Origin of the sequence: Chromobacterium subtsugae, from assembly GCF_035919665.1 — a bacterium.
Taxonomy (GTDB): domain Bacteria; phylum Pseudomonadota; class Gammaproteobacteria; order Burkholderiales; family Chromobacteriaceae; genus Chromobacterium; species Chromobacterium subtsugae.
The window spans coordinates 2,557,797-2,583,170 of record NZ_CP142381.1 but is presented as its reverse complement, the minus strand read 5'-3'; the positions used below and the strand labels follow the sequence as shown (position 1 = coordinate 2,583,170).

The window sequence follows — 25,374 nt, the reverse complement described above, 5'->3', positions numbered from 1 at the left end:
GGGCTTAGCGGATGATGCCTCGCGCCGATTGTCCGAAGAAGCGGGTGAACGCCTCCAGCTCGACGTGCCCTTCGGCCGCCTCGGCCAGGATCGCTGCCTTGGCTTCATCGTAGCTCAAGCCCTGGCGGTACAGCGTCTTGTAGGCGCTGCGCACGCGGCGGATCTGCTCCGGCGTGAAGCCTCGGCGCTTCATGCCCTCGGCATTGATGCCGGAAGGCACCGCGCGGTTGCCATGCGCCGTCACGTACGCAGGAATATCCTGCGCCACGGCGCTGGCGAAAGCAGTCATCGCATGCTCGCCGACAATGACGAACTGGTGCACGCTGGTGAAACCGCCCAGGAACACCCAGTCGCCGAGATGCACATGGCCGGCCAGCGTCGCATTATTGGCCAGGATAATGTGGTTGCCGACCTGGCAATCGTGCGCGATGTGCACGTAGGCCATGATCCAATTATCGCTGCCGATGCGGGTGATTCCGCCATCCTGCACCGTGCCGGTGTTGAAGGTGCAGAATTCGCGGATGGTATTGTTGTCGCCGATTTCCAGACGCGTCGGCTCGCCCGCGTATTTCAAATCCTGCGGGATAGCGCCCAGCGAGCAGAACTGGAACACGCGGTTGTTCTTGCCGATGCTGGTGTGGCCCTCGATCACCACGTGCGGGCCGATCCAGCTGCCGGCGCCGATGCTGACATTCGGGCCGATGATAGAGTAAGCGCCGATTTCGACATCGTCGGCGATCTGCGCCTTGGGATCGACAATGGCGGTCGGATGAATAGCCATGCTCACACCTCGCGACGGGCGCACATGATTTCGGCCTCGCAAGCCACCTGGCCGTCCACCAGCGCGCGCGCGGCGTACTTGCCGATGCCGCGCTTGACGGTCATCTGCGTCACTTCGAACACCAGTTGGTCGCCCGGCACCACCTGGCGCTTGAAGCGGGCATTGTCGATGCCGACGAAGAAGTACAACTCATTCTCCGAGCGCTCGCCCTGGCTCTTGATCGCCAGGATGCCGGCGGCCTGCGCCAGCGCCTCGATGATCAGCACGCCCGGCATCACCGGATATTGTTCGAAATGGCCGACGAAGAACGGCTCGTTGATGGTGACGTTCTTCAGCGCCTTGATGCGCACGTTGGCTTCCAGCTCGGTGACGCGGTCAACCAGCAGGAACGGGTAACGATGCGGCAGGCAGCGCATGATCTCGCGGACATCGATCGAGACAGCGTGTTCACTCATGAGGTTCTTCCTTCGATTTTTTCAGTGTTTCCAGTTCCCGCTCAAGCTGCTTGACGCGCTTGGCGAAATCATCCAGATGACGCACGTGGACGGCGTTGGACAGCCAGTCCTTCATGCTTTGCAAAGGGTAGGACGAGGCGTAATTGCCCGCTTCCTTGATCGACTTCGACACCAGGGTGCCGCCGCCGATATGGGTGCGGTCGGCCACTTCGATATGGCCGACGAACATCGCCGCGCCGCCGACGGTGCAGCGCGCGCCGATCTTGGCGCTGCCGGCGATGCCGACGCAGCCCGCGATGGCGGTATGCTCGCCGATTTCGACGTTGTGGGCAATCTGCACCAGATTGTCTATCTTGGCGCCCTTGCGGATCACGGTGTCAGCCATCGCGCCGCGGTCCACCGTAGTGTTGGCGCCAATCTCGACATCGTCTTCCAGCACCGCGCGGCCGGTCTGCGGAATCTTGAACCAGTGGTCCTTGTCCCAGGCCAGGCCGAAGCCGTCGGCGCCTATCACGCTGCCGGAGTGCACGCCGACTCGGTTGCCGATCACGCAGCCATGATAAACCGTGACATTGGGATGCAGCGTGACATCGTCGCCGATCACGCAGTCGTCGCCCACCACCACGCCCGGCAACAGGCGGCAGCGCTCGCCGATGACCACCCGGTCGCCGATGGTGACGTTGGCGGCGATCTCGCTGCTGGCGGCGATGCGCGCGCCCTCGCCCACCACCGCGCGCGGATGGATGCCGGCGCGCGGCTGCGCTTGCGGGTGGAACAGGCTGGCCAGCCGGGCGAAATACAGGTAGGGATCGGCGGCCACGATCAGCGAACGGCCCTGCAGCTCGGCTGCCAGAGCTTCGGTCACGATCAGCGCGCCGGCGCCGCTCGCCAGCATCTGGCGGCGGAGCTTGGCGTGCGCGACGAAGGCGATCTCGTCGGACCCGGCCCGCTCCAGCGGAGCCAGCCTGACGACCGCCAGATCGTCGCCGCGCAATTCGCCGCCCAGCTGTTCAACAATATAAGCAAGTGTATAGGACATCAAAAACAAAGCCGACCGGGGGTCGGCTTACTCCGGTGACGGTTGAGACGACTACTTGTCCAGTTCTTTCAACACCTGCGGCGTCAGATCGAACTTGGGATTGATGTAGACCGCGTCTTGCAGGATCAGATCATACTGCTCGCGCGCGGCGATCTCCTTGACCAGGCGATTGGCGCGCTCGGTGACCCCGGCGAACTCCTCATTGCGGCGCTGATTGTAATCTTCCGCCAATTCGCGCGTCTTGGCGCGGTAATCGCGGTCCAGGCTCGCGTACTCGCGCTCGTAACGCTTGCGGTCTTCCTGCTGCAGGCTGTTTTTGCCTAGCAGGGTTTCCAGCTCCTTGGCGCGCGCCTCCATCTGCTTCATCGCCTCGCGCCGGTCGGCGAACTCCTTGTCCAGCTTCTTGTAGATGGCGATGGACGCGCCCGCCTCCCGGTAGATGCGCTCAACGTTGATGTAGCCCAGCTTGAAGTCGGCAGCGTGAACCGGCAAGGCAGCCACGCTCAAAACCGCGAGCCACCATTTCAATGCTTTCATGATTGCATCCTGAGAATCGGGTTAGAACGAAGCGCCCAACTGGAATTGGAAGCGCTGGATCTTGTCATTCGGTTCTTTCTTCAGCGGATTGGCAATACTGAATTTCATCGGTCCCATCGGCGACAGCCAAGTCAAGGCCAAGCCGGCGGAATAGCGCAGGCCGTTGCTGGCATTGCTGGCGGTTTGCGGATCGTTCGGACCCGGGGTCCAGCTGGTGTTCCACAAAGTGCCGGCATCGAAGAACAGGCTGGTCCGCAACGATTTATTATCCTTCATCCCCGGGAAGGGGAACAGGATTTCCGCATTGGCCACCACCTTGCGGTTGCCGCCGATGAAGTTGCCGCTGCCGTCTACCGGGCCGATGCTGCTGGTATCATAGCCGCGCACCGAGCCCAGGCCGCCCATGTAGAAGTTCTGGAAGAACGGCAGCTGCTTGGTCTTGCCATAACCGTCGGCATAGCCCAACTCGCCATTCAGCATCAAGGTGAAGTCTTTGGACAGCGGGAAGAACCAGGTCTGCTGATGAGTCAGCCGGTAGTACTGCATGCTGCCGCCAGGCAAGCCGGCGTCGGCGTTCACCTTGATGGAGGCGCCGCGAGTCGGCCACAGCGCGCTGTCGCGGGTGTCCCGCGCCCAGCCTACCGTGCCCAGAACGGTGTAATTGCTGTTGCCGTATTTGTTGACGAAATCGATGTATTGCGACGGGCTGTTCGCATACGTGGTGATATCGGTTTTTTCGGCGCCCAGCGTGAAGTTGATGCGATCATATTCAGTGATTGGCACCCCGAAACGCACATCCGCGCCGACCGTGCTGGTCTTGTACGCCGAAATCGACGTGGCGTCCGGGTTGTAGACGCGGTCATAAATGTCATAACCCAGGCTCACGCCGTCCGGCGTGAAGTAAGGGTCGGTGAACGACAGCGAGTAATTCTTGTTGACCTGGCCGGTGGACATGCTCAGCGACATGTACTTGCCGGAGCCGAAGATGTTGCTCTGCGAAATGCTGGCGCCCAGCACCAGGCCTTCGCCCTGCACATAGCCCAAACTGCCGGAAATGCTGCCGGTGGAGCGCTCTTTCAGGCTGATGTTCATGTCGACCTGGTCCGGCGCGTCGGACACCGCCGGCGTTTCGACGTTGACGTCTTCGAAGTAGCCCAGCAGCTCCAGTCTTTCCTTGCTGCGCTTGACGTCGGCGGCGTTGTACGGCGCGCCCTCCAGCTGGCGCAGCTCGCGGCGGATCACTTCATCGCGGGTCTTGCTGTTGCCGGCCACGTTGACGCGGCGGACGTAGGTCTTGCGGCCCGGGTCCACGAAGAAGGTGAAGGCGGCGGTTTGTTTGTCGTGATCGATGTCCGGCAGCACGTTGACGTTGGCGAAGGCGTAGCCGGCGACGCCCAGGCGGTCGCTGATCGCCTTGACCGACTCGGTCACTTTCTCGTTGTCGAAGGTGTCGCCGCTCTTGATCAGCACCAGCTTGCGCAGCTCGGCTTCCGGCACTTTCAGGTCGCCGGCCAGGCGCACGTCGGACACGGTGAACTTCTTGCCCTCGTGCACGTTGATCACCAGATACATTTCCTGCTTGTCCGGACTGATCGACACCTGCGAGGAATCGATCGCGAACTCCATATAGCCCTGATTCTGGTAGAAGGCTTTCAGCTTCTCCAGATCGCCGGTCAGCTTCTGCTTCGAGTATTGATCGTCCTTGGTGATCCAGGACAGCCAGCCGCCGGTGGTCAGGCTGAATTCGTCCAGCAGCTTCGACTGGGCGAAGGCGTTGGCCCCGACGATGCGGATTTCCTTGATGCGGGCGGTGACGCCCTCGTTGATGTCCAGCGTCACCGAAACGCGGTTGCGCTCCAGCTTGGTCACCGACGGGGTGATTTCCACCGAATACTTGCCGCGGCTATAGTATTGGCGCTTCAGTTCCTGCACCGCGCCGTCCAGCAGCGCCTGGTCGAAGATCAGCGATTCGGCGAAACCGTTGTCCTTCAGCGCTTTCTTCAGCTGGTCCTTGCTGAATTCCTTGGCGCCGTTGATGTTCAGCTGGGTGATCACCGGACGCTCGGCGACGGTGACGATCAGCGTGTCGCCGCGGCTTTCCACCCGGACATCGTTGAAGAAGCCGGTGTTGAACAGGGCCTTGATCGACTCCTGCGCCTTGGCGTCGGTGAAGGTGTCTCCCACCTTGACCGGCAAATAGTTGAAGACCGTGCCCGGCTCGGTACGCTGCAGGCCTTCAACGCGGATATCCTTGATTACAAACGGGTCAGCAGCCATGGCGACGGAGGCCATGGACAGGCCCAATACGGCCGCTGCGAGTCGCTTCAATTTCATAGGTGTGCTTTAACCCCCAAATAGCCGGCTGAAATCATTCAGGATGGCGAACGCCATCAAAGACGCCAGCAATATGAAACCAATTTTCTGTCCGAGCAATTGCACCCGTTCGCTGACGGGCTTACCTCTAACCAGCTCCGCGACATAATACATCAAGTGCCCACCATCCAGAACCGGTATGGGCAGCAGATTCAATATGCCGATGCTGACGCTGATCAGCGCCAGGAACTCCAGATACGGCGTCAAGCCTTCACGCGCGGTCTGGCCGGCGACATTGGCGATGGTCAGCGGGCCGGACAGGTTGTCGAGTGAAGCGTGGCCGATCAACATATTGCCAAGGAACTTGACGCTCATCCAGGCGGTGTCGCCGGTCTTGGTCGCCGCGGCCAGCAAGGCCCCCATCGCATCGTAATGCAGAGTGAAGCCCAGCTTGTCGTTCCAGGCGCGGTCGGGCATCGGCCCCACGCCGATCCGCCCCACCACCTCGTCATCCTGCGTCACCGCCATCGGCCGCAGTTTGACTTCCATGTCCTGCCCCTTGCGTTCTATGCGCAGCGCCAAATCCTTGCCGGGACTGTTGCGCACGATCTGCACCCATTCCTCCCAGCTGCGCAGCATCACCCCATTGACTGCCAGCAGCTTGTCGCCGGTCTTGAGACCGGCCCGCGCCGCCACGCTGTTTTCCTCCAGCGCGCCCAGCACCGGCAGGAAGCGCGCCGGAGACAGGCCCGGATCGCCCTGCTGCAAGGCCTGCGCCGCCTTGTCGCCGAAACGTTGGGCGTCGATGCGGCGCTCGCGGCTGGCGCCGGAAGCGTTTTGCACCACCACCGGCACCGCGCCGCCCGACATCGCCGCATCCACCAGCGCCAGGCGGACATCCTGCCAGCTGGACACCCGCTGCCCGGCTACGCTCAGAATGCGTTCGCCTTCCTGAAAGCCGGCCGCCGCCGCCGGCGTCTGCCCGATCACAGTGCCGATCAGCGGCTTCAACTGCGGCACGCCCTGGGCGATCACGCCCCAGTACAGCAGCACCGCCAGCAGCAGATTGGCCGCCGGCCCCGCCGCCACAATGGCCATGCGCTTGAGCACATGCTGATTGTTGAAGGCGCGGCCGCGTTCGGACGGCGCGACGAAACCCTCGCGCTCGTCCAGCATCTTCACATAGCCGCCCAGCGGGATCGGACACACCACCCACTCGGTTTCGCGCGGGCGAAAACGCAGCAAGGGCGAGCCGAAACCGAGGGAAAAGCGCAGCACCTTCACGCCGCACAGCTTGGCGACCCAATAATGGCCAAGCTCATGAAAAGTCACCAGCAGGCCGATGGCCAACAAAAAAGCCAGGAGCGTCAGCATGCCGCCACCCTGCCGCGGGCGAAGCGCCGCGCATCCTCATCCCGCGCCAGCAGCGCGTCCAGGCTTGCGCTGGCGGCCAGGTCCACTCCCGACAAGGTCTCGGATACCACCTTGGGAATGTCGACGAAGCGCAGCCGCCCGTTCAGGAAGGCGTCCACCGCCACCTCGTTGGCGGCGTTCAGCACCGCCGGCGCGTCGCCTCCCATCGCCAGCGCGTCGAAGGCCAGCCGCAGGCAGGGGAAATTCGCCAGATCGGGCTTTTCGAAACTCAGGCTGGACAGCGAGAAGAAGTCCAGCGGTTCTACGCCGGCGTCGATGCGCTCCGGCCACGCCAATGCGCAGGCGATCGGCGTGCGCATGTCGGGGGAGCCCAGCTGCGCGATCACGGAGCCGTCGCGGTACTGCACCATCGAATGGATCACGCTCTGCGGATGCACCACCACCTCGATCTGCTCCGGCGGCACGCCGAACAGCCAATGCGCCTCTATCACCTCCAGCCCCTTGTTCATCAAGGATGCGGAGTCGACCGATATCTTGCGCCCCATGCTCCAGTTGGGGTGGCGGCAGGCGTCGGCCGGCGTCACGTCCAGCAGCTCGGCCGCGCTCTTGCCGCGGAATGGCCCGCCGGAGGCGGTGAGAATGATTTTGCGGATGCCCGCCAGCGCAGGCTGGCCGGCATAGTCAGCGGGCAGCGACTGGAAAATCGCGCTGTGCTCGCTATCGACCGGCAACAGGCCGGCGCCGCTGCGCCGCACCGCGTCCATGAACAAGCGCCCCGCCACCACCAGCGATTCCTTGTTGGCCAACAGAATGCGCTTGCCGGCGCCGGCGGCCGCCAGCGCGGAAGGCAGGCCGGCCGCGCCGACGATGGCCGCCATCACGGCATCCACCTCGGGCAGGCGGACGATCTCCTCCAACGCCTGAGGCCCATGCAGCACCTCGCCCGGCAGGCCAGCCTGCTCCAGTCGCAGCGCCAGTTGCGCGGCGGCGTCAGCATCGGCCACAACCAGGTAATCCGGCCGGAAGCGGCTGGCCTGCTCGAAAAGCTTGTCCAGCTGGCGATGGCCGCTCAGCGCCACCACCCGATAGCGCTCCGGATGCCGGGCGATCACGTCCAGCGTGCTGCAGCCGACGCTGCCGGTCGCCCCCAGCACGGCAATACCCTGAGGTTTGGTCATTTGAATCGATTCCAGAATTACATGCCGCCCAGCGCGCGCAGGGCATTGCTGACCGCCAGCACGGCGATCAGGCTGTCGATGCGGTCGTACACGCCGCCATGGCCTGGCAGCAGACGGCTGCTGTCCTTGACGCCCGCGGCGCGCTTGAACCACGACTCAAGCAAATCGCCGCACACGCTCACCGCCGTCAGCGGCAAGGCCAGCAACAACAGCCCCCACAGCGGCAGCTTGATGTCCAGCCAGCCGAAATGATCCACCAATGCGACGTAAACCGCCACGCAGATCACGGCGCCATATACGCCCTCCCAGCTCTTGCCGGGGCTGATGGCCGGCGCCAGCTTGCGTTTGCCGAACGCCTTGCCGGAAAAATAGGCGGCGATGTCCGCCACCCATACCAGGCCCATCACCGCCAGCAGGGCCAAAGCATCGTGCCGGCTAGGCTGCGGGCGCCACTCCAGGAAGGCAAACCAGGCCGGCAGCATCAATACCCAGCCCAACAGCCAGGCCGGCGCGCCGCCCGGGATGGTCCAGCGCCGCGCCAGCCAGCACGGCATCAACGCCAGCCAGAACGCCAGCACCACGCCATGCAGCAGCGGCCCCGCCTTCCAGCCCATGGCCCAGCAAACGGCGGCCAGCAGCGAAGAGAGAACCAGGTAACAGGCCTGCTGCGGCCGGCCCATGCCGGCCATGCGGGAGTACTCCCACAACGCCAGCCCGACGATCAGCCAGGAAAAGCCGGCCCAGATGGGGGCCGGAAAAAAGAAAAGCGCCGCCAGCATCAAGGGCAGCAGCGCCAGCGCGGTCAGAATTCGCGTTTTCAGCATGAATGGTCAGGGTGTGTCGCGGCGCAAATGTTCCGGCAATTGCTCGCTGGTGCGACCAAAGCGCCGTTCACGCTGCCAATAGGAAGAAATCGCCTGCTCCAGCGCCGCGCGGTCGAAATCGGGCCAAAGCAGATCGGTGAAATACAATTCCGAATACGCCAACTGCCACAGCAGGAAATTGCTGATGCGCTGCTCGCCGCCGGTGCGGATGAACAGATCAGGCTCCGGCGCCCAGGACATGGCCAGACGCTTGGTCAGCGCCTCTTCGGTAATCGGCGCCACGCCTTCCGCGACCAGTTGATTCACCGCGTTGACGATATCCCAGCGACCGCCGTAATCGGCGGCGATGGTCAGAACCAAGCCGTCGTTGTCGGCGGTTTTCGCCTCGGCGCGCGCGATGCGCTCAGACAGCTCCGCGCTGAAGCGCTCGCGCGAGCCCAGCACCTGCAGGCGGATATTATTGCTGTGCAGCTTGCTGACCTCGTGCTCCAGCGCGCGCAGGAACAAGTCCATCAGGAAGGTCACTTCCTCCTGCGGCCTGCGCCAGTTCTCAGTGGAAAACGCGAACAGAGTCAGATAGCCGACGCCCATTTCCTTGCAGGCGCCGACCACCTCGCGCACGGCGTCCAGCCCGCGCTTGTGCCCGGCCACCCTGGGCAGGAACCGCTTCTTGGCCCAGCGGCCGTTGCCATCCATGATGATGGCCACATGCCGGGGCGGCTGGCGCCCCTCCGGCATTGGTTTCAAAGAACCGGAAAACAAGGCCTGCCCCTTATACTGCGAGCAGGTCGGCTTCTTTTGCGGCCAGCGCCTTGTCGATCTCGGCGGTGTACTTGTCGGTCAGCTTCTGGATCTCGTCCTGGCCGCGGCGCTCGTCGTCCTCGGTGATGGACTTGTCCTTCAGCAGATTCTTGAATTCGGTGTTGGAATCGCGGCGGACATTGCGCACCGCCACGCGGGCGCCTTCGGCCTCGGCGCGCACCACCTTGATCAGGTCCTTGCGGCGCTCTTCGGTCAGCATCGGCATCGGCACGCGGATGATCTCGCCCATGGAAGCCGGATTCAGGCCCAGATCGGAATCGCGGATGGCTTTTTCGATCTTCGCCACCATGGGTTTTTCCCAAGCCTGGACGCCGATGGTGCGGGCGTCGATCAGGGTGACGTTGGCAACTTGATTGACCGGCACGTCGCTGCCGTAATAATCAACCATGACATGATCCAGAATGCCGGTATGGGCGCGGCCGGTGCGAACCTTGGACAGATCGTTTTTGAACGATTCCAGTGTTTTTTGCATTTTTTGTTCGGCCGACTTCTTGACGTTGTTAATCATGTCCACTCCCATCAAAACTTCAAATGACAAGGCGAAAACGGCCATTGCCGTTTTCGCCCTCAGCAATTTTCAAACTCAGCAGTGTACCAGCGTGCCTTCGTCTTCGCCAAGCACGACCCGCTTGAGCGCGCCGTTCTTGAAGATGCTGAAGACCTTGATATTCAGATGCTGATCGCGGCACAGCGCGAAGGCGGTGGCGTCCATCACCTTCAGGTTGCGCGAGATGGCCTCGTCGAAGGTCACGCTCTGATAGCGGACCGCATCGGGATTCTTTTTCGGATCATCGGTATACACGCCGTCGACCTTGGTGGCCTTCAGCATGATGTCCACATTCATTTCCATGCCGCGCAAGGCGGCGGCGGTGTCGGTGGTGAAGAAGGGGTTGCCGGTGCCGGCGGCGAAGATCACCACTTTGCCTTCCTCCAGATATTGCATCGCCTTGCCGCGCACATAGGGCTCGGCGATCTGCTGCATGGTCAGCGCCGACTGCACGCGGGCGATCAGGCCCACCTTAGTCATCGCATCCTTCAGCGCCAGCGCGTTCATCACGGTGGCCATCATGCCCATGTAGTCGGCCGTAGCGCGATCCATGCCCGCGGCGGCCGGAGCCACGCCGCGGAAGATATTGCCGCCGCCGATCACGATGCCCACTTCGATGCCCAGCTCGACCACTTCCTTCACCTGGCCCACGATCTGCTCAATGGTGGTGCGATTGATGCCATAGCTGTCGTCACCCATCAGGGCTTCGCCGGAAAGTTTCAGCAGGATGCGTTTATAGGCAGGAACTTGGCTCATGATGTCCTCGGATTGGCGATTTGTGGTTTTCAGTTTGCAAAACGGCACCCTGCAGGCAGGGTGCCGTCAATAAAGCTGTAAGCCTGGGCTTACAGCTTGGCCGCGGCGGCAACTTCCGCTGCGTAGTCTACTACCTTCTTCTCAATGCCTTCGCCTACTACGAACATGGCGAACGCCTTGACGGAGGCTTTCTGCTCGGCCAGCAGCTTCTCAACGGTCAGGTCCGGGTTCTTGACGAACGGCTGACCCAGCAGGGTCACTTCAGCCAGGAACTTGTTGATGCGGCCTTCAACCATCTTGGCGACGATGTCGGCCGGCTTGCCGGATTCGGCAGCCTGAGCGGTGTAGATCTTGCGCTCTTGCTCCAGGGTCTCGGCCGAAACCTGATCCTTGGAAACACAGATCGGCTTGGAGGCGGCGATATGCATGGCCACGTCTTTGCCCACGCTCTCGGCGCCGGCGTAGTCGACGATCACGCCGATCTTCGCGCCGTGCAAGTAGGTGGCGATAGCGCCTTCGGTCGAGTAGCGAACGAAGCGACGGATGGTCATGTTCTCGCCCAGTTTGGCGATGGCGGCCTTGCGGATTTCCTCAACGGACACGCCGTCGATTTCAACCGCGGACAGGGCTTCCACGTCGGCCGGATTGGCGATGACGGCGGCCTTGGCTGCGGCAGCGGCCAGAGCCAGGAAGGTCGGATCCTTGGCAACGAAGTCGGTTTCGCAGTTCACTTCAACCAGCGCGCCTACGCCGCCTTCAACATGGGAACCGATAATGCCTTCGGCAGCCAGACGACCGGCCATCTTGGAGGCCTTGGTGCCGGACTTGATGCGCAGGATTTCTTCAGCCTTGGCGGCGTCGCCGTCCGCTTCAACCAGAGCCTTCTTGCACTCCATCATGCCGAGGCCGGTGGCCACGCGCAGATCCGAAACCATTTTTGCGGTGATTTCCGCCATGTTTCACTCCTAATGATTTAGATTACGTAAACGATCGGGTCCAAAAAAAGGGGCTTGCGCCCCTTTCTGGTCCGCTTACTCGGCTTGCGCCGGCTCAGCGGCGGCGACGATCTCTTGCAGAGAGTGCGCGCGGCCTTCCAGTACCGCGTCGGCGATGCCGCGAGCGTACAGGCGGATGGCGCGGCTGGAGTCGTCGTTACCCGGGATTACGTAATCGATGCCGTCCGGGGAGTTGTTGGTGTCAACAACGCCGATAACCGGGATGCCCAGTTTCTTGGCTTCGACGATGGTACCCTTCTGGTAGCCGGTGTCGATAACGAAGATGGCGTCCGGCAGGCCCTTCATATCCTTGATACCGCCCAGCGAGCGCTCGAGTTTGTCGACTTCGCGCTGCAGATCCAGCAGTTCTTTCTTGTTGTAACCGGTATCGCCGGAACCTTCCAGGATGGCGCGCTTCTCTTCAAGACGCTTGATCGACTGCTTCACGGTCTTGTAGTTGGTCAGCATGCCGCCCAGCCAGCGGTGGTCAACAAACGGCATGCCGCAACGGGCAGCTTCTTCACGTACGATCTCACGCGCTTGACGCTTGGTGCCGACGAACATCACGGTACCCTTGTTGGCGGCCAGGCGACGCACATACTCCTGAGACTCTACGAACAGCGGCAGGGTCTTTTCCAGGTTGATGATGTGGATCTTGTTGCGGCTGCCAAAGATGTACTTGGCCATCTTCGGGTTCCAGAAGCGGGTTTGGTGGCCGAAGTGGACACCGGCCTCAAGCATTTGACGCATGGTAACGTTGGTGGACATGCAAAAACTCCTAAAGGGTTAAGCCTCCATCCGCGCAGACAACCCGCCTGAACGCAAGTTCAGCCAGGCACCCTTTTGCGCGGATGTGCGTAGTTTGGTTTATATCCCCCGCCAGAATGGCAGAGAACACGAGATTCTAGCACCCAAAGGCCCGCCAGCTCAAGCTTTGCCGGCATCTTTCTCCGCCGCGCGGCGGCGGCGCAGCTTGTTGCGCGTCGCCCACGCCACAAACCAGGTCGGCAGCACGCCCAGAAAGAAGGCGACCGCCAGACCGCCCGCCACGCTGCCCTGGGTCAGCGCCAGCATCAGCACCACGTAAAGCCAGCCCATCAGCACAATGATCAGCGTCATGAATTAAACAATCGTTTGAATTTTAGGACGAATACATCAACAATAGACCCGCATTGTAAACCAGCCGCGAGTTCCAGCCATGCAAACCGCCATTACCCGCCTGTTCGATATCCGGCATCCGCTGATTTGCCCCGGCATGAGCTATATCGCCACGCCGGAATTGGTCGCCGCCGTCGGCAATGCCGGCGGCCTCGGCATCCTGGCCAGCGGCCCGCTGTCGGCCGACGCCACCCGCGCCGCGATCCGCCGCATCCGCGAATTGAGCGACCGCCCCTTCGGCATCGGCGCCACTCTGATGATGCCCGGCGCTGCCGACAACGCCCGGGTGGCGTTGGAAGAACAAGTCCCCGTCATCAACTATTCGCTGGGCAAGGGCGACTGGATAGCCGAAGCCGCCCATCGCTATGGCGGCAAGGTGGTCGCCACCGTCACCACCGAAAAACATGCTGTCTCGGCGGAAAAAAGCGGCGCCGACGCGCTGCTGGTCACCGGCCACGAGGCCGCCGCCCACGGCGGCAGCGTCACCTCGCTGGTGCTGATCCCCGCCATCCGCAAGGCCAGCCGACTGCCCATCATCGCGGCCGGCGGCTTCGCCGACGGCAGCAGCCTGGTCGCCGCGTTGGCGCTGGGCGCCGACGCCGCGGCGATGGGCTCGCGCCTGGCCATGACGCGGGAAAGCCCGGTGCACGCCAAGACCAAGGACATGATCCGCGAACGCGGCGTGGCCGACACGCTTTACTCGAAGAATTTCGACGGCCTGTGGTGCCGGATGATGGACACCCCGAACGCCCGCGCGGCCTGCCGCAAGCCGCTGGGCCTGCTGCCGGCGGCGTTCCGCGCCAGCCGGATGGCGCGGCGCATGGGCATGCCGGTGTTGAAAGTGGCGCTGGGCGGCATGATCAGCCAGCCGCAGGCGCTGCGCCAGTTGGCGCTGTTCGGCGCGGCGACCGAGTCGATACGGTTGGCGATACAGGATGGCGACCACGACAAAGGCGTGCAGCTGATAGGCCAGGCCCAGGGCCTGATAGACGATGTGCCGACGGTGGCCGAGCTGTTCGAGCGCATCATGCAAGAAGCGCAAGCCTGCCGGCAACGGCTGGCCGGCTACTGAAAGCGCGGGCGAAAGCCGGCGCCCCCGCGCCGGCTGCCCGCCCCCAGCCCTAGCCTGACACGCGCATATCCTCGCCGCGCCGCTCGCGGCTGAAGCGTATCAACACCGCGATGGCGATCGCCACGATGCCGGCGACCGTAGCCATCGCCAGGCCGTAATCGCCGCCGTTCATCTTGGCCATATGCGCCTGCATCGGACTGTTTACCGAAGCCAATAGATTGCCCAGTTGATAGACCAGGCCTGGAAACGTGGCGCGCACCGCAGTTGGCGAAATTTCATTGAGGTGCGCGGGAATCACCCCCCAGGCGCCCTGCACCGCGATCTGCATCAGGAAGGCCCCGGCGGCCAGCATCAACGGCGTGGACGAGAACGCCCACAGCGGCAATACCGGCAAGGCGAACAGCGCCGCCAGCGTGATGGCGTTGCGGCGCCCTATCCGCTCCGACAAGCCCCCGATCGCCAGCCCGCCGACGATGGCGCCCACATTCAGGCAAATGGCGATGGTCTGCACGGCATGCGGATCGAACTTGTGCTGCACCCTAAGAAAAGTGGGGTACATGTCCTGGGTGCCGTGCGAGAAGAAGTTGAAACAGGTCATCAGCACGATGGCGTACAGCGACAAGCGCCATTGCGCGGCGATGGCTTGCAGCAGCCCCGGCTTTTCCTGCCCCCTCGCCGCCTCCCAGCTGGGACTTTCCGGCACGTTGCGGCGGATGTACAGCGTCAGCAGCGCCGGCAGCAGGCTGAGCATGAACATGCCGCGCCAGCCTATGTGCTCGAACAGCTGGCCGAAAGCCAGCGTCGCCAGCAGGTAGCCGCTGGGATAGCCGGCCTGCAGCAGGCCGGACACGAAACCGCGCGATTCGCGGGGAATGCTCTCCATGGTCAGCGACGAGCCCACGCCCCACTCCCCACCCATCGCCACGCCGAACAGCGTGCGCAGAATCAGCAAGACCATCAAATTGGGCGAAAACGCCGACGCGAAGCCCAGCACCGAATACATCACGATATTGGCCATCAGCACCGGACGGCGGCCATAGCGGTCGGCCAGCCGGCCGAAGATCAGCGCGCCTATCGGCCGCGCCGCCAGCGTCAGCATGGTGGCCCAGCTGACCGCCTCGACATCGGTGCCGAACTCGCGGGCGATGTCCTTCAGCACGAACACCATCAGGAAAAAATCGAACGCATCCAGCGTCCAGCCTAGATAGCAGGCGAAAACTGTTTGCCTCTGCTCTTTGGTCCATGCCATTTCCATCTCCTCACATCATTCTTCTAACAGCGCACGCTTCATGATATGTGAGTTTTTTGGCGAAGAAGCCGCAAGACAGAATTTGCAACACATTCGCCCGCGGCCGTTCAATAGGGCTGCGGATCGTATTTGCCCGCGGCGAAATCACGCGCCATCTGCCGATACTCGGCGCTCGCCTTCAATTTGGCCAGCCCGGCGTTGAAGCGCCGCAGCAAGGCCTCGCCGCCCGGCTGTTTGCGGCTGAACATCACACCATATTCAGCGCGCACGAACACATGCGGCTCCGCCACGATCGCCGCCTGCTCCCTGGGAGTGAAATGCTGGCGCAACACGCTGAAACCCACCGAGCGGATCAAGGGAATGAAATCCAGCCTGCCGATCAGCAACTGGCGCATCCCGGCCTCGATGTCCTTGACGACGTAACTGCGGATGCGGCCGGCATCTATCGCCTCCTGCCACGCCCCCAGCCGCGAGCCGTTGAAAGTCGCCATCGTCAGGCCGTAGAAATCCTCGATGCGCTCGGCCTTCATCTTGCGGGTGGCAAGATGGAACACCACCTCGTCGTCCACGATCACCGGATCGCTGAACCAGGCGAATGCCCGCCGCTGCGGCGTTTCAGACCATACCAGCGAGCCGGCCACGCCGCCGCCTCGCACCATGGCCTCAGCCCTGGCCCAGGGATAAAAACGGTAAATCACCTGAATCCCGGCCAAACGGAACGCCTCGCTGACCACGTGAGAGGCGAAGCCCTGATGCGGCAGCTTCGCCGACTGATACGGCGCCCATTCGCCATTGGCGAGCACCACCTCATCCAGCGCCCATGCCCGCGCCGCCGCCCCGGCCAAGCACAAACCGCACGCGATCCAGGCCAGGCAACGCATCCTCATCTCCCCGCGCATCACTGCATCCAGCCTAGCCGCTGCCGCCTCCGCCCGCCACCACGCCAACCCGGCCTTCACCCAAAAGCTTGCGGGGGAGATGGCGATGGAGAATACGGACAGCCTTGCTCTGCCTGGCCTGCTGCGGCCACCTGGACATCAGCGGCCTGACCGCGCCCTATCGGCCGCAGGCCTGCGGCTTGGCCAACGCCATCCAGTCCGCCTGCCCATCGCCAGCCTCAGCAACGCCGGTCGCCATCCGGGACTCGACGTGCGGCGCCAACGGGCCGGGATCGGCCGCTTCAACAACAGGGACGCCCCGATCTCCGCCCTCTATCGGCATGGACGGCGCCTGAGCGGGCCGACCGCAGCCGCCAGCGATTTCAAACAAATCGCGATTGACGGGCGCGACCGCAGCGACGTCGGCTGCCAGAGCAACTACGTCAGCTGCGTCACCGGCAGCAACGGCCGCCCCCGCGCCGGCGCCAGCCTGAACAGGCGCTGATTGTCCGACCCCCGCCAGGGCTTGCTGGTCGGCAAGTCCCGGCGGTAGCGGCCATCGATCAGCACATCGACGAAACGCAGGATCTCCAACTCCCGCACCTCTTCGTAGTCGTAACCAGTCCACAGCCAGATGCTCTTGCCCGGATAGCGTTGTTTGAACGCGCGGCACAGCGACAGGATTTCATCGCGATTGGCCGGCAGCAGCGGATCGCCGCCGGACAGGCTGAGGCCGTCATGGCCGGCGCAATGCGCCAGCAGAGCCTCCCGCACCTGGGCAGTGAACGGCCGCCCGCTTTTGCGATCCCAGGTGGAGCGGTTGTGGCAGCCCTCGCAGGCATGCGCGCAGCCGGTGACGAAGAGCGTGACGCGCACGCCCTCGCCATTCACCAAATCGCAGGTGTAGTAGCGATCGTAATTCATGGATCGATCAATGCTCGCCGCCGAAGTGCTTGACCCGGCGCATCACTTCCTTCTGCTTGCCGGCATTGAACGGACGCGCATTGGGACTGCCCAGGTAGCCGCACACGCGGCGCGTCACCGACAGCGAGGCGCTGTCGCGATTGCCGCATTGCGGGCAGCTGAATCCATCTGCCGCGGCCAGCGCCTCTCCCATGAAGCCGCAGGCGCCGCAGGAGTCCACCGGCGTATTGCTGCCGAAATACGGCACCCTCTCCAGCGCGTAATCCCAGATCCGCTCCAACGCCTGCAGATTGTGCTTCATGTTCGGCAATTCGACATAGCTTATATGGCCGCCGCTGGCCAGCTCGGCATAGCCGGTTTCAAAGTCTATCTTCTCGAACGGATTGACCTTGCGGAACACATCCAGATGGAAGGAATTGGTGTAATAGCCCTTGTCGGTCACTTCGGCGATGTCGCCGAAGCGCTCCCGGTCCAATTTGCAGAAACGGTTGCACAGCGACTCGCTGGGCGTGGAGTAGAGCGAGAAGCCGAAACCGGTTTCGCGCTTCCACTGCGCAGCGGCCTCGCTCAGGCGGGCCACCACCCGGCGCAGAAAAACCTGAGCAGGCTCGCTGTCGGCCGGATGCGCGCCGAACAGCAGCACGCCGACTTCGTGCAGGCCGATGTAGCCGAGCGAGATCGACGCCCGGCCGCCCTGAAACAGCGCCATGATGTCTTGATCCGGCTTCAGCCGCGCGCCAAAGGCGCCCTCGGTATACAGAATCGGCGCGACATTGGCCTTGACGCCGCGCAACCGCTCGATGCGCAGCATCAGCGCGCGCAAGCATAGGCCCAAGCGCCCCTCCAGCAGCGCCCAGAACGCCTGCGCGTCGCCCCTCGCCTCGATGGCGATGCGCGGTAGATTCAAGCTGACCACGCCCAGATTGTTGCGGCCATCCAGCACCTCCCGGCCCGCCTCGTCGCGCCAGGCCGGCAGGAAGCTGCGGCAGCCCATCGGCGAAACCGGCACCGACGAGCCGGTGATGCGTCGGTTGAGCTCGGCGGAGATGATGTCCGGATACATGCGTTTGGACGCGCACTCCAAAGCCAGTTGCTTGATGTCGTAATTCGGATCGGCCGGCCGCAGATTGACGCCCTGGTCGATGAACATCACCAGCTTGGGAAAAACCGGCGTGACGCCCTCTTTGCCCAGCCCCTTGATGCGCACGCGGAGGATGGACTGCTGTATGATGCGCGCCTCCCAGCCCAGGCCCATGCCGAAGGAGAAGGTGACGAAGGGCTGCTGGCCATTGGAGCTGAACAGGGTGTTGATCTCGTACTCGCAAGCCTGGATGCCGTCGTACGTTTCCTTTTCGGCGCGCTCGCGGGCATAGCGTTCTGGCTCGGTGATGCCGTACTCCCGGGCCACCTCCAGATTTTTGCGATAGCTTTTCAGCACATAGGGCGCCAAAACCTGATCGATATTGGGAATGGTGGTGCCGCCGTACTGGTGGCTGGCCACCTGGGCGATGATCTGGGCGGTGACGGCGCAGGCGACGCCTATCGACCTGGGGCTTTCGATCTGGGCGTTGCCGAGGCGGAAGCCCTGCTCCAGCATGCCTTTCAAATCCACCAGGCAGCAATTGGTGAACGGCAGGAACGGCGAGTAATCCAGGTCATGGAAATGGATGTCGCCGCTGTTGTGAGCAGCCAGGATGTCCTTGGGCAGGAAGTTGCCGGCAAACTGCTTGGAGACGATGCCGGCCATCAGGTCGCGCATCACCGGAAACACATTGGCGTCCTTGTTGGCGTTCTCAGTGGCGGCCTCTTCGTCCGTTCTGTGCACCAGCCCCATCAGCTTGGCATGCAGCTCGGAGCCGCGCGCGCGCACGCTGTCGCGGTCATGGCGGTACTGAATGTAAACCCGCGCCACTTCGGGATACTCGCGCATCAGTTCGTCTTCAACCAAACGCTGGATCGCCGCGATGCTGATCCGCCCCTGCGCCGAGCGCTCGCGGCAGCGGCGCTCCACCGCCGCCGCGATGGCCAACGCCAACGCGGCCGGCGCCGCATGGCCTGCCGCCGCCGCCGCCCGCTGGCATGCATTGGCGATCTTGCCGATATCGAATTGCGTCACTGCGCCGTCGCGCTTGCTCACTTGCACATCGCACCTCCTGGCATGGCTATCCAACCGGCCGGCTTGCCGCCGGCCGGGAAACGTTGCCACTGTATGCGATTTGCCAGCAGGCTGCCGCGCTATTTTTACAAAATGTAGATATGGAATTTGCTCGTAATCAATATATGGTGCTTTCGCCTGCCAAGTCGGCTTGGGCGGACATCCTGCGGAACCATTTCACGCCATTGGCATCATACAGCGCTATATTCATCCTTTTATCCTGACAGCGAGCCCGCCATGCACTCCCCGCTTCCCGCCCTGCTGCTGACCCTGCCGCTTGCCAGCTACGCCCACGCCGCCGAACAAGTCCAGGGCCAGGGTGGGCGCATCCTGCATTACAGCTCCACCCAGACCCGCTCCGACCTGGACCACGAGGAGCAAAACCGCTACCGCAACCATCGCGACCACCAGTTCAACGGCGCCAGCCTGGCCGCCGTGCTGCAAGCGGCGCAGAGTGCGCTGCATCAGCACGGCTACGGCCAGATCGAAGCGGAACCGGATTACCACGTGATCCGCGCGCTCAGGCACGAGCAGCTGGTCAGCCGCGGCCGCCAGGTGCTGCGCGGCATCCTGAAGCTCAAGCTGCCGATGCCCGGCAAGCCCGATCACCAGAGCACCGAGCTGTTGCTGATGCTGCGCCCCGGCAGCCAACCGCAGCAGGTGCTGGCGCGCGCGCGCCTGGAAACCACCGTCTGGGACAGCAACGGCAACTCCCACACCAAGCTCGACAGCGATCCGGACGACTACCGCCAGCTATACGGCCATATCGACGCCGCGCTGCGAGGACGCTAAGGCCGCCAAACAAAACACCCCGCCGCCTGCGAACAGGCGACGGGGTGCGGGTCTTGCGCGAAGCGCGGTCGGCCGGCTTAGTTGCTTTCAGCCTTGGACATGCGGCGACGCTCGTTTTCCTGCAGGTAACGCTTGCGGATGCGGATGGATTTCGGGGTGATTTCCACCAGTTCGTCGTCGTCGATGAACTCCACCGCGGATTCCAGCGTCAGCTTGATCGGGGTGGTCAGGCGAACCGCTTCGTCGGTGCCGGAGGCGCGGACGTTGGTCAGCTGCTTGCCCTTGACCGGGTTCACCACCAGGTCGTTGTCGCGGCTGTGAATGCCGATGATCATGCCTTCGTACAGTTTTTCGCCCGGAGACACGAACATGCGGCCGCGGTCTTCCAGCTTCCACAGCGCGTAAGCGACGGCTTCGCCGTTTTCCTGCGAGATCAGCACGCCGTTGTGGCGGCCCGGCATGTCCGGCTTCACCGGCGCGTAATCGTCGAACACGTGGCTCATCAGGCCGGTGCCGCGGGTCATGGTCATGAAGTCGGACTGGAAGCCGATCAGGCCCCGGGCCGGAATGTGGTATTCCAGGCGGGTGCGGCCCATGCCGTCCGATTCCATATTGGTCAGCTCGCCGCGGCGGCGGCCGATTTCTTCCATGACGCCGCCCTGGTGGTCGTCTTCCAAGTCGATGGACAGGTTTTCGTACGGCTCGCACTTCTGGCCGTCGATTTCCTTGTAAACCACGCGCGGTTTGGCGACGGCCATTTCAAAGCCTTCGCGACGCATGTTTTCCAGCAGGATGGTCAGGTGCAGCTCGCCGCGGCCCGACACGCGGAAGATGTCCGAATCTTCGGTGTCTTCGACGCGCAGCGCCACATTGGTCAGCAGTTCCTTGGTCAGGCGATCGCGGATCTGGCGGCTGGTGACGAACTTGCCTTCGGTGCCGGCCAGCGGCGAGGTGTTGACCATGAAGTCCATGGTCAGGGTCGGCTCGTCCACGCCCAGCACCGGCAGGCCTACCGGCTGCTCTTTGTCGCAGATGGTGACGCCGATGCCGATGTCGTCCAGGCCGGAGATGATGATGATGTCGCCGGCTTCGGCGCCTTCCACCGGCACGCGGTCCAGACCCTGGTAACCCAGCACCTGGTTGATGCGGCCGGAAGCCACTTGCTCTTCATGGTTCATCACCACCACTTGCTGGCCCGGCTTGATGCGGCCGTTCAGCACGCGGCCCACGCCCAGGCGGCCAGTGTAGGTGGAGTAGTCCAGCGCGGAAATCTGCAGCTGCAGCGGCGCGTCGGCGTCGCCCGGCGGGGTCGGAACGTGCTTAAGCACGGTCTCGAACAGCGGACGCATATTGTCGGAGGTTTCTTCCAGTTCCAGCTTGGCGAAGCCGTTCAGGCCCGAAGCATAGATGATCGGGAAGTCCAGCTGCTCGTCGGTGGCGCCCAGCTTGTCGAACAGGTCGAAGGTTTGGTCCACCACCCAGTCCGGACGCGCGCCCGGACGGTCTACCTTGTTGATCACCACGATCGGGCGCAGGCCCAGGGCCAGCGCCTTCTTGGTCACGAAGCGGGTTTGCGGCATCGGGCCTTCAACGGCGTCCACCAGCAGCAGCACGCCATCGACCATGCCCAGCACGCGCTCTACTTCGCCGCCGAAGTCGGCGTGTCCCGGAGTGTCGACGATGTTGATGTGCACGCCTTCGTATTCGATGGCGGTGTTTTTGGCGAGAATGGTGATGCCACGTTCTTTTTCAAGATCGTTGCTGTCCATTACGCGCTCGTCAACCTGCTGGTTTTCGCGGAAAGTGCCGGACTGGCGCAGCAGTTGGTCAACCAGGGTGGTCTTGCCGTGGTCAACGTGGGCGATGATGGCGATGTTACGAATTTGTCGGGTCATGTCTCAGGCGGCTATCTGGAAACAGAAAAATCGAAAGATTATAGCATGATAGCCAAGCACCAAGAAAATTTCGGTAAAAACAGATTACCGTTTTGTATTTTTCACGTTAAAGCGATGGCGGCGGCAAACTCGTCGCGCGGCGGTTTTGCCATTAAACTGCCAGCCATCAGGCAACAAGGAACACAAGACATGTACGACTGGAACGCATTGTGGCATGAGCGCGAAGCCTACCGCACCGGTTACGACATCCACCACGGCGACGCCAATATGCTGGCCGAGCCGCTCAAGGCCAAGCTGATCCACGCCGCCGAAACGCCGGACCAGGTGGCGGTGTACGAAGACGCCCACCGCTACATCCTGGCCGGCCACGCCGACGGCCTGCAGCTGCTGGAAGTGTTCAAGCACGGCCTGTTCGACATCACCCTGCGCTTTGTCGGCGAAGACGAGGGCCAGGACGCCGCCGTGCCTTATATAGAGCTGCATGTCGACAACCTCGCCACCGAGGAACAGGCGGTATGGCGCGGCGAGGCGCAGCTGGATGAAGAAGGACGCGTCTGGATAGGCAAGCGCACGCTGGACGAAGACGTGTTGCCGGCGATGCCCTTCGACGAACTGTCCTTTACCGACCAGGCCGTCTTCCGCGACGAACTGGCCCGCGTCTGGCATGAAGACCTGCCGCAATTGCGTCCGCTGATCGAAGCCTGGTTCCGCCACGACGAACTGGCGGCGCCGCAGGACGAGCCGGCCCACTACGGCGACCAGGAGCGCGTGATGCAGATCTGCGACCGCTACGCCGAAATCGTCCGCCGCGAACAGGCGGCGCTGTCGCGGCTGTTCAGCGACGACGAGCTGCGGCTGATGGCCGGCGTGATCGGCAGCGTGCATTTCGACAGCGCCGCCTCCTGCCGCGGCGTCTGGCTGGCCGTGGAGGCCCGCATCATCGAAGACGAGCTGGATCAGCAATTCCAGCTGGACGGCGAGGCGCTGCTGGCCAAGATGAAAGGCCTGAGCTACGCGCAGGAAGTGGCGCTGATCGAGGCGCTGTCGCCGCTGAAATCCTGAGAGCATGGGCCAAAAGCGGCGATCGCTGGTATCATGCCGCCGGATTTCGAGCAATCACACTAAACCTTATATCGCGCCGCGGACGCCATCGCGCGCGGCGCGCCGCTGGCCCGAACGCCTCCAGACAAGGAGCCGATCGGCGCCTGAAACCCACCATGGAGAATGCAATATGGCTCAGCCGATTGCCCTGAGAAACCTGCCGCAAAGCAATATCTTCCGCCCCGGCGACGTATTCGTGCTGTTCGGCGAGCTGTTCGGCCGCGGCTACGCCAATGGTCTGGTCAACCAAGCCCGCCAGGCCGGCATGGAGATCATCGGCATCACCGTCGGCCGCCGCGACGACGACAACCGCCTGCGCCCGCTGAACGACGAAGAACTGGCGGCCGCCGAGGCCAATCTGGGCGGCAAGATCATCAACGTGCCGCTGATGGCCGGCTTCGAGCTGGACGCCCCCGCCGGCGAAGCCACCCCGACCGAGCTGCTGGGCGGCCTGACGCTGAAAGGCTGGCAGGACGACAAGCTGGACTGGGCGCATATCGAAAAATGCCGCCAGGTCGGCGTCAAGCGCTTCCAGGACGGCGTCGCCGAAGTGATGGCCAAGCTGGACGGCATGATCGCCGACGGCCGCAACGTGTTCTTCGCCCACACCATGGCCGGCGGCATTCCCAAGGTCAAGGTGTTCCTCGCCATCGCCAACCGCATCTACAAGGGCCGCGGCGACCGCTTCCTGTCCTCGCAGGCGCTGCTGGACAGCGACCTGGGCAAGCTGATCCTGCAAAACTTCGACGAAGTCACCGCCAACACCTTCCAGCACCTGATAGCAGGCAGCGCGGCGCTGCGCCGCCGCCTGGAAGCCAGCGGCGGCCAGGTGCGCTACACCGCCTACGGCTACCACGGCACGGAAATCCTGATCGACGGCCGCTACCAGTGGCAGACCTACACCAACTACACCCAGGGCTACGCCAAGATGCGGCTGGAGAAGGTGGCGCAAGCCGCCTGGGAGCAAGGCGTCAAGGCCACGGTGTTCAACTGCCCGGAAATCCGCACCAATTCCTCCGACATCTTCGTCGGCGTCGAGCTGCCGCTGTTCGCGCTGCTGCGCGCGCTGAAGAAGGAAGCGCCAGGCGCCTGGACCGATAGCCAATGGCAGGACTGCGCCAGCCTGCTGAAGGACGGCCACTCGCTGGAAACGCTGCTGAAAAAGATAGACGCGCTCAACGACGGCGCGGTGATGCAGGGCTTCCGCCGCTTCGACGCCTGGCCGATGCCCAACAGCCCCGAGCTGGCCGAGGTGATGATAGGCACGTCGGACGAGCTCACCGACATGCACCTGGACCGCAAGGCGCTGATCACCGACCGCCTCAGCGCGCTGGTGATCGAAGCCGCCGGCCCGCTGATGTTCGGCGAAGCCTCGCAGCCGTCCGGCCCGGTGCTGTGGCTGAACCACGACATCATCGCCAGCCAGCTCAAACAGCTGCACGGCTGATCGCGGCCTCCCCCCGCGCGAAAAACCCCGCAGCCGTCAGGCCGCGGGGTTTTCTTTTAGCCGGCGGCCTGCGTCGAGAACATCGTCAGCACCACCTTGCCCAGATTACGGTTTTCCTCGACGTAGCGATGGGCGTCCCGCACCTGGGTCCACGGAAAGCTGCAGTCCACCACCGTGCGCAAGCGTCCGTCCAGGATGCCGGGCAGGATGCGCTCGCGCAGCGCCGCCGCCAGCCTGGCCTTCGCCGCGGGCGGCTGCGGCCGCAGCGTGGAGCCGATCAGGCTGATGCGCTTCATCAGCAGCCGGCCGAAATCCAGCTCGGCCTTCAAACCGCCCATCAGCCCAATGTTCACCAGCCTGCCGTCCGGATTCAAGGCCTGCAGGTTTTCCGCCAGATAGGCCGCGCCCACCGGGTCCAGCACCGCGTCCGCGCCGCCCCAGCTTTTGACCAGCTCGCTGAAAGCCGGCGTTTCCCGATAGTTGAATACTTGCGCGGCGCCCAGTTCGCGGCAGAATGCCAGCTTTTCCGCGCTGCCGGCGCTGGCGAAAGCCCGCGCGCCCAGCAAGCCGGCCACCTGGATCGCCGCCACGCCGACGCCGCTGGCACCAGCGTGCACCAGCACATTGTCGCCTGCGGCGACGCCGGCCTTCTCCGCCAGGTTGAACCAGGCTGTCATCCAGGCCTCCGGCAGGCTGGCGGCCTCCACCCAGGACAGCGCGTCCGGCTTGGCGATGGCCAAGGCTTCGTCCAGCAGCGCGTACTCGGCATAGCCGCCGCCCTCAACCAGGCCGAACACCGCGTCGCCGGGCTGAAAGACTGAACCTTCCGCCGCCTCTTCCACCCAACCAGCCACTTCCAGGCCCAGCAGCGGGCTAGCGCCGGGAGGCGGCGCGTAACGGCCCTCGCGCTGCATCATGTCGGCCCGATTCACTCCGGCCGCCATCACCCGCACCAGCAGCTTGCCAGGCGCCAGCTGCGGCCGATCCCATTCCGCCAGCTCCATCGTCTCCGCCCCGCCCGGCCCTTGCTGGACCACCGCCTGCATTTTCATCGCGCTCTCCTTCGCATTGAGTCCACAGCA

25 protein-coding genes are annotated in these 25,374 nt (G+C 63.4%); 5 read left to right on the top strand and 20 right to left on the bottom strand.

The window, feature by feature from the left end; translation table 11 throughout:
• Window positions 1–4: 4 nt before the first annotated feature.
• From lpxA to U6115_RS12405, 14 genes are all read right to left on the bottom strand, one after another.
• Entirely contained in the window at window positions 5–781 is a 777-nt protein-coding gene (gene lpxA / locus U6115_RS12470; RefSeq protein WP_043572344.1) for an acyl-ACP--UDP-N-acetylglucosamine O-acyltransferase, read from the bottom strand.
• A gap of 2 nt (window positions 782–783) precedes the next feature.
• Window positions 784–1,236 carry a 3-hydroxyacyl-ACP dehydratase FabZ gene (gene fabZ, locus U6115_RS12465; protein WP_043572347.1) on the bottom strand — a complete coding sequence of 151 codons (453 nt, stop codon included), beginning with the start codon at window positions 1,234–1,236 and terminating at the stop codon, window positions 784–786.
• Window positions 1,229–2,275: a UDP-3-O-(3-hydroxymyristoyl)glucosamine N-acyltransferase gene (gene lpxD / locus U6115_RS12460; protein WP_043572350.1), complete on the bottom strand. Its 1,047-nt coding sequence runs from the start codon at window positions 2,273–2,275 to the stop codon at window positions 1,229–1,231. The genes fabZ and lpxD overlap by 8 nt, the downstream gene beginning before the upstream one ends.
• A 51-nt stretch (window positions 2,276–2,326) precedes the next feature.
• Window positions 2,327–2,812 (bottom strand): OmpH/Skp family outer membrane protein, encoded by a 486-nt coding sequence (locus tag U6115_RS12455; RefSeq protein WP_043572353.1) that lies wholly within the window; start codon window positions 2,810–2,812, stop codon window positions 2,327–2,329.
• Between the two features lie 21 nt (window positions 2,813–2,833).
• Window positions 2,834–5,146: an outer membrane protein assembly factor BamA gene (gene bamA / locus U6115_RS12450; RefSeq protein ID WP_043572356.1), complete on the bottom strand. Its 2,313-nt coding sequence runs from the start codon at window positions 5,144–5,146 to the stop codon at window positions 2,834–2,836.
• Window positions 5,147–5,155: 9 nt separating this feature from the next.
• Window positions 5,156–6,499: an RIP metalloprotease RseP gene (gene rseP / locus U6115_RS12445; protein WP_043572360.1), complete on the bottom strand. Its 1,344-nt coding sequence runs from the start codon at window positions 6,497–6,499 to the stop codon at window positions 5,156–5,158.
• Window positions 6,493–7,677 (bottom strand): 1-deoxy-D-xylulose-5-phosphate reductoisomerase, encoded by a 1,185-nt coding sequence (gene ispC, locus U6115_RS12440; RefSeq protein WP_043572363.1) that lies wholly within the window; start codon window positions 7,675–7,677, stop codon window positions 6,493–6,495. The genes rseP and ispC overlap by 7 nt, the downstream gene beginning before the upstream one ends.
• Window positions 7,678–7,694: 17 nt before the next feature.
• Window positions 7,695–8,501 (bottom strand): phosphatidate cytidylyltransferase, encoded by an 807-nt coding sequence (locus U6115_RS12435; RefSeq protein WP_043572366.1) that lies wholly within the window; start codon window positions 8,499–8,501, stop codon window positions 7,695–7,697.
• 6 nt (window positions 8,502–8,507) lie between these two features.
• Entirely contained in the window at window positions 8,508–9,239 is a 732-nt protein-coding gene (locus U6115_RS12430; RefSeq protein WP_043572369.1) for an isoprenyl transferase, read from the bottom strand.
• 34 nt (window positions 9,240–9,273) lie between these two features.
• Window positions 9,274–9,831 (bottom strand): ribosome recycling factor, encoded by a 558-nt coding sequence (gene frr, locus U6115_RS12425; protein ID WP_043572611.1) that lies wholly within the window; start codon window positions 9,829–9,831, stop codon window positions 9,274–9,276.
• Window positions 9,832–9,906: 75 nt separating this feature from the next.
• Window positions 9,907–10,626, bottom strand: coding sequence for a UMP kinase (gene pyrH / locus U6115_RS12420; protein ID WP_043572372.1), 720 nt, complete (start codon window positions 10,624–10,626; stop codon window positions 9,907–9,909).
• Between the two features lie 89 nt (window positions 10,627–10,715).
• A complete protein-coding gene (gene tsf, locus U6115_RS12415; protein WP_043572375.1) occupies window positions 10,716–11,582 on the bottom strand; it encodes a translation elongation factor Ts in 867 nt (288 codons plus the stop codon).
• Between the two features lie 75 nt (window positions 11,583–11,657).
• Window positions 11,658–12,389 carry a 30S ribosomal protein S2 gene (rpsB, locus tag U6115_RS12410; protein WP_043572377.1) on the bottom strand — a complete coding sequence of 244 codons (732 nt, stop codon included), beginning with the start codon at window positions 12,387–12,389 and terminating at the stop codon, window positions 11,658–11,660.
• 159 nt (window positions 12,390–12,548) lie between these two features.
• Entirely contained in the window at window positions 12,549–12,740 is a 192-nt protein-coding gene (locus tag U6115_RS12405) for a hypothetical protein (RefSeq protein ID WP_043572379.1), read from the bottom strand.
• A gap of 52 nt (window positions 12,741–12,792) precedes the next feature.
• Here U6115_RS12405 and U6115_RS12400 point away from each other — a divergent pair, with 52 nt between their 5' ends.
• Window positions 12,793–13,851 carry an NAD(P)H-dependent flavin oxidoreductase gene (locus U6115_RS12400; protein ID WP_255361820.1) on the top strand — a complete coding sequence of 353 codons (1,059 nt, stop codon included), beginning with the start codon at window positions 12,793–12,795 and terminating at the stop codon, window positions 13,849–13,851.
• Window positions 13,852–13,900: 49 nt separating this feature from the next.
• On the opposite strand, the gene U6115_RS12395 is transcribed toward U6115_RS12400, so the two are convergent.
• Window positions 13,901–15,100, bottom strand: coding sequence for an MFS transporter (locus U6115_RS12395; RefSeq protein WP_043572384.1), 1,200 nt, complete (start codon window positions 15,098–15,100; stop codon window positions 13,901–13,903).
• Between the two features lie 107 nt (window positions 15,101–15,207).
• Window positions 15,208–15,903, bottom strand: a complete 696-nt coding sequence (locus U6115_RS12390) for a substrate-binding periplasmic protein (RefSeq protein WP_181243331.1) — start codon at window positions 15,901–15,903, stop codon at window positions 15,208–15,210.
• On the opposite strand from U6115_RS12390, the gene U6115_RS12385 reads away from it, so the two are divergent.
• Entirely contained in the window at window positions 15,893–16,483 is a 591-nt protein-coding gene (locus U6115_RS12385) for a hypothetical protein (RefSeq protein WP_181243329.1), read from the top strand. The two genes, U6115_RS12390 and U6115_RS12385, sit on opposite strands and share 11 nt — an antisense overlap.
• Here U6115_RS12385 and nrdG read toward each other — a convergent pair.
• Both nrdG and nrdD read right to left on the bottom strand, forming a co-directional pair.
• Complete coding sequence (gene nrdG, locus U6115_RS12380; protein WP_043572386.1) at window positions 16,417–16,902, bottom strand: anaerobic ribonucleoside-triphosphate reductase activating protein; 486 nt, start codon at window positions 16,900–16,902, stop codon at window positions 16,417–16,419. The two genes, U6115_RS12385 and nrdG, sit on opposite strands and share 67 nt — an antisense overlap.
• Window positions 16,903–16,909: 7 nt before the next feature.
• Window positions 16,910–19,045 (bottom strand): anaerobic ribonucleoside-triphosphate reductase, encoded by a 2,136-nt coding sequence (gene nrdD / locus U6115_RS12375; RefSeq protein WP_043572388.1) that lies wholly within the window; start codon window positions 19,043–19,045, stop codon window positions 16,910–16,912.
• A 249-nt stretch (window positions 19,046–19,294) separates the two neighbouring features.
• Here nrdD and U6115_RS12370 point away from each other — a divergent pair, with 249 nt between their 5' ends.
• Entirely contained in the window at window positions 19,295–19,849 is a 555-nt protein-coding gene (locus U6115_RS12370) for a hypothetical protein (protein ID WP_043572390.1), read from the top strand.
• Window positions 19,850–19,926: 77 nt separating this feature from the next.
• On the opposite strand, the gene typA is transcribed toward U6115_RS12370, so the two are convergent.
• Window positions 19,927–21,744, bottom strand: a complete 1,818-nt coding sequence (gene typA / locus U6115_RS12365; protein ID WP_043572393.1) for a translational GTPase TypA — start codon at window positions 21,742–21,744, stop codon at window positions 19,927–19,929.
• Window positions 21,745–21,933: 189 nt separating this feature from the next.
• On the opposite strand from typA, the gene U6115_RS12360 reads away from it, so the two are divergent.
• Together U6115_RS12360 and U6115_RS12355 are read left to right on the top strand one after the other, a co-directional pair.
• Window positions 21,934–22,806, top strand: a complete 873-nt coding sequence (locus tag U6115_RS12360; protein ID WP_043572395.1) for a hypothetical protein — start codon at window positions 21,934–21,936, stop codon at window positions 22,804–22,806.
• Between the two features lie 169 nt (window positions 22,807–22,975).
• A complete protein-coding gene (locus U6115_RS12355) occupies window positions 22,976–24,292 on the top strand; it encodes an enoyl ACP reductase FabMG family protein (protein WP_043572397.1) in 1,317 nt (438 codons plus the stop codon).
• A gap of 56 nt (window positions 24,293–24,348) precedes the next feature.
• Here the strand turns inward: U6115_RS12355 and U6115_RS12350 are convergent, their stop codons facing one another.
• Window positions 24,349–25,344 carry an NAD(P)H-quinone oxidoreductase gene (locus U6115_RS12350; RefSeq protein WP_043572399.1) on the bottom strand — a complete coding sequence of 332 codons (996 nt, stop codon included), beginning with the start codon at window positions 25,342–25,344 and terminating at the stop codon, window positions 24,349–24,351.
• Window positions 25,345–25,374: the final 30 nt, after the last annotated feature.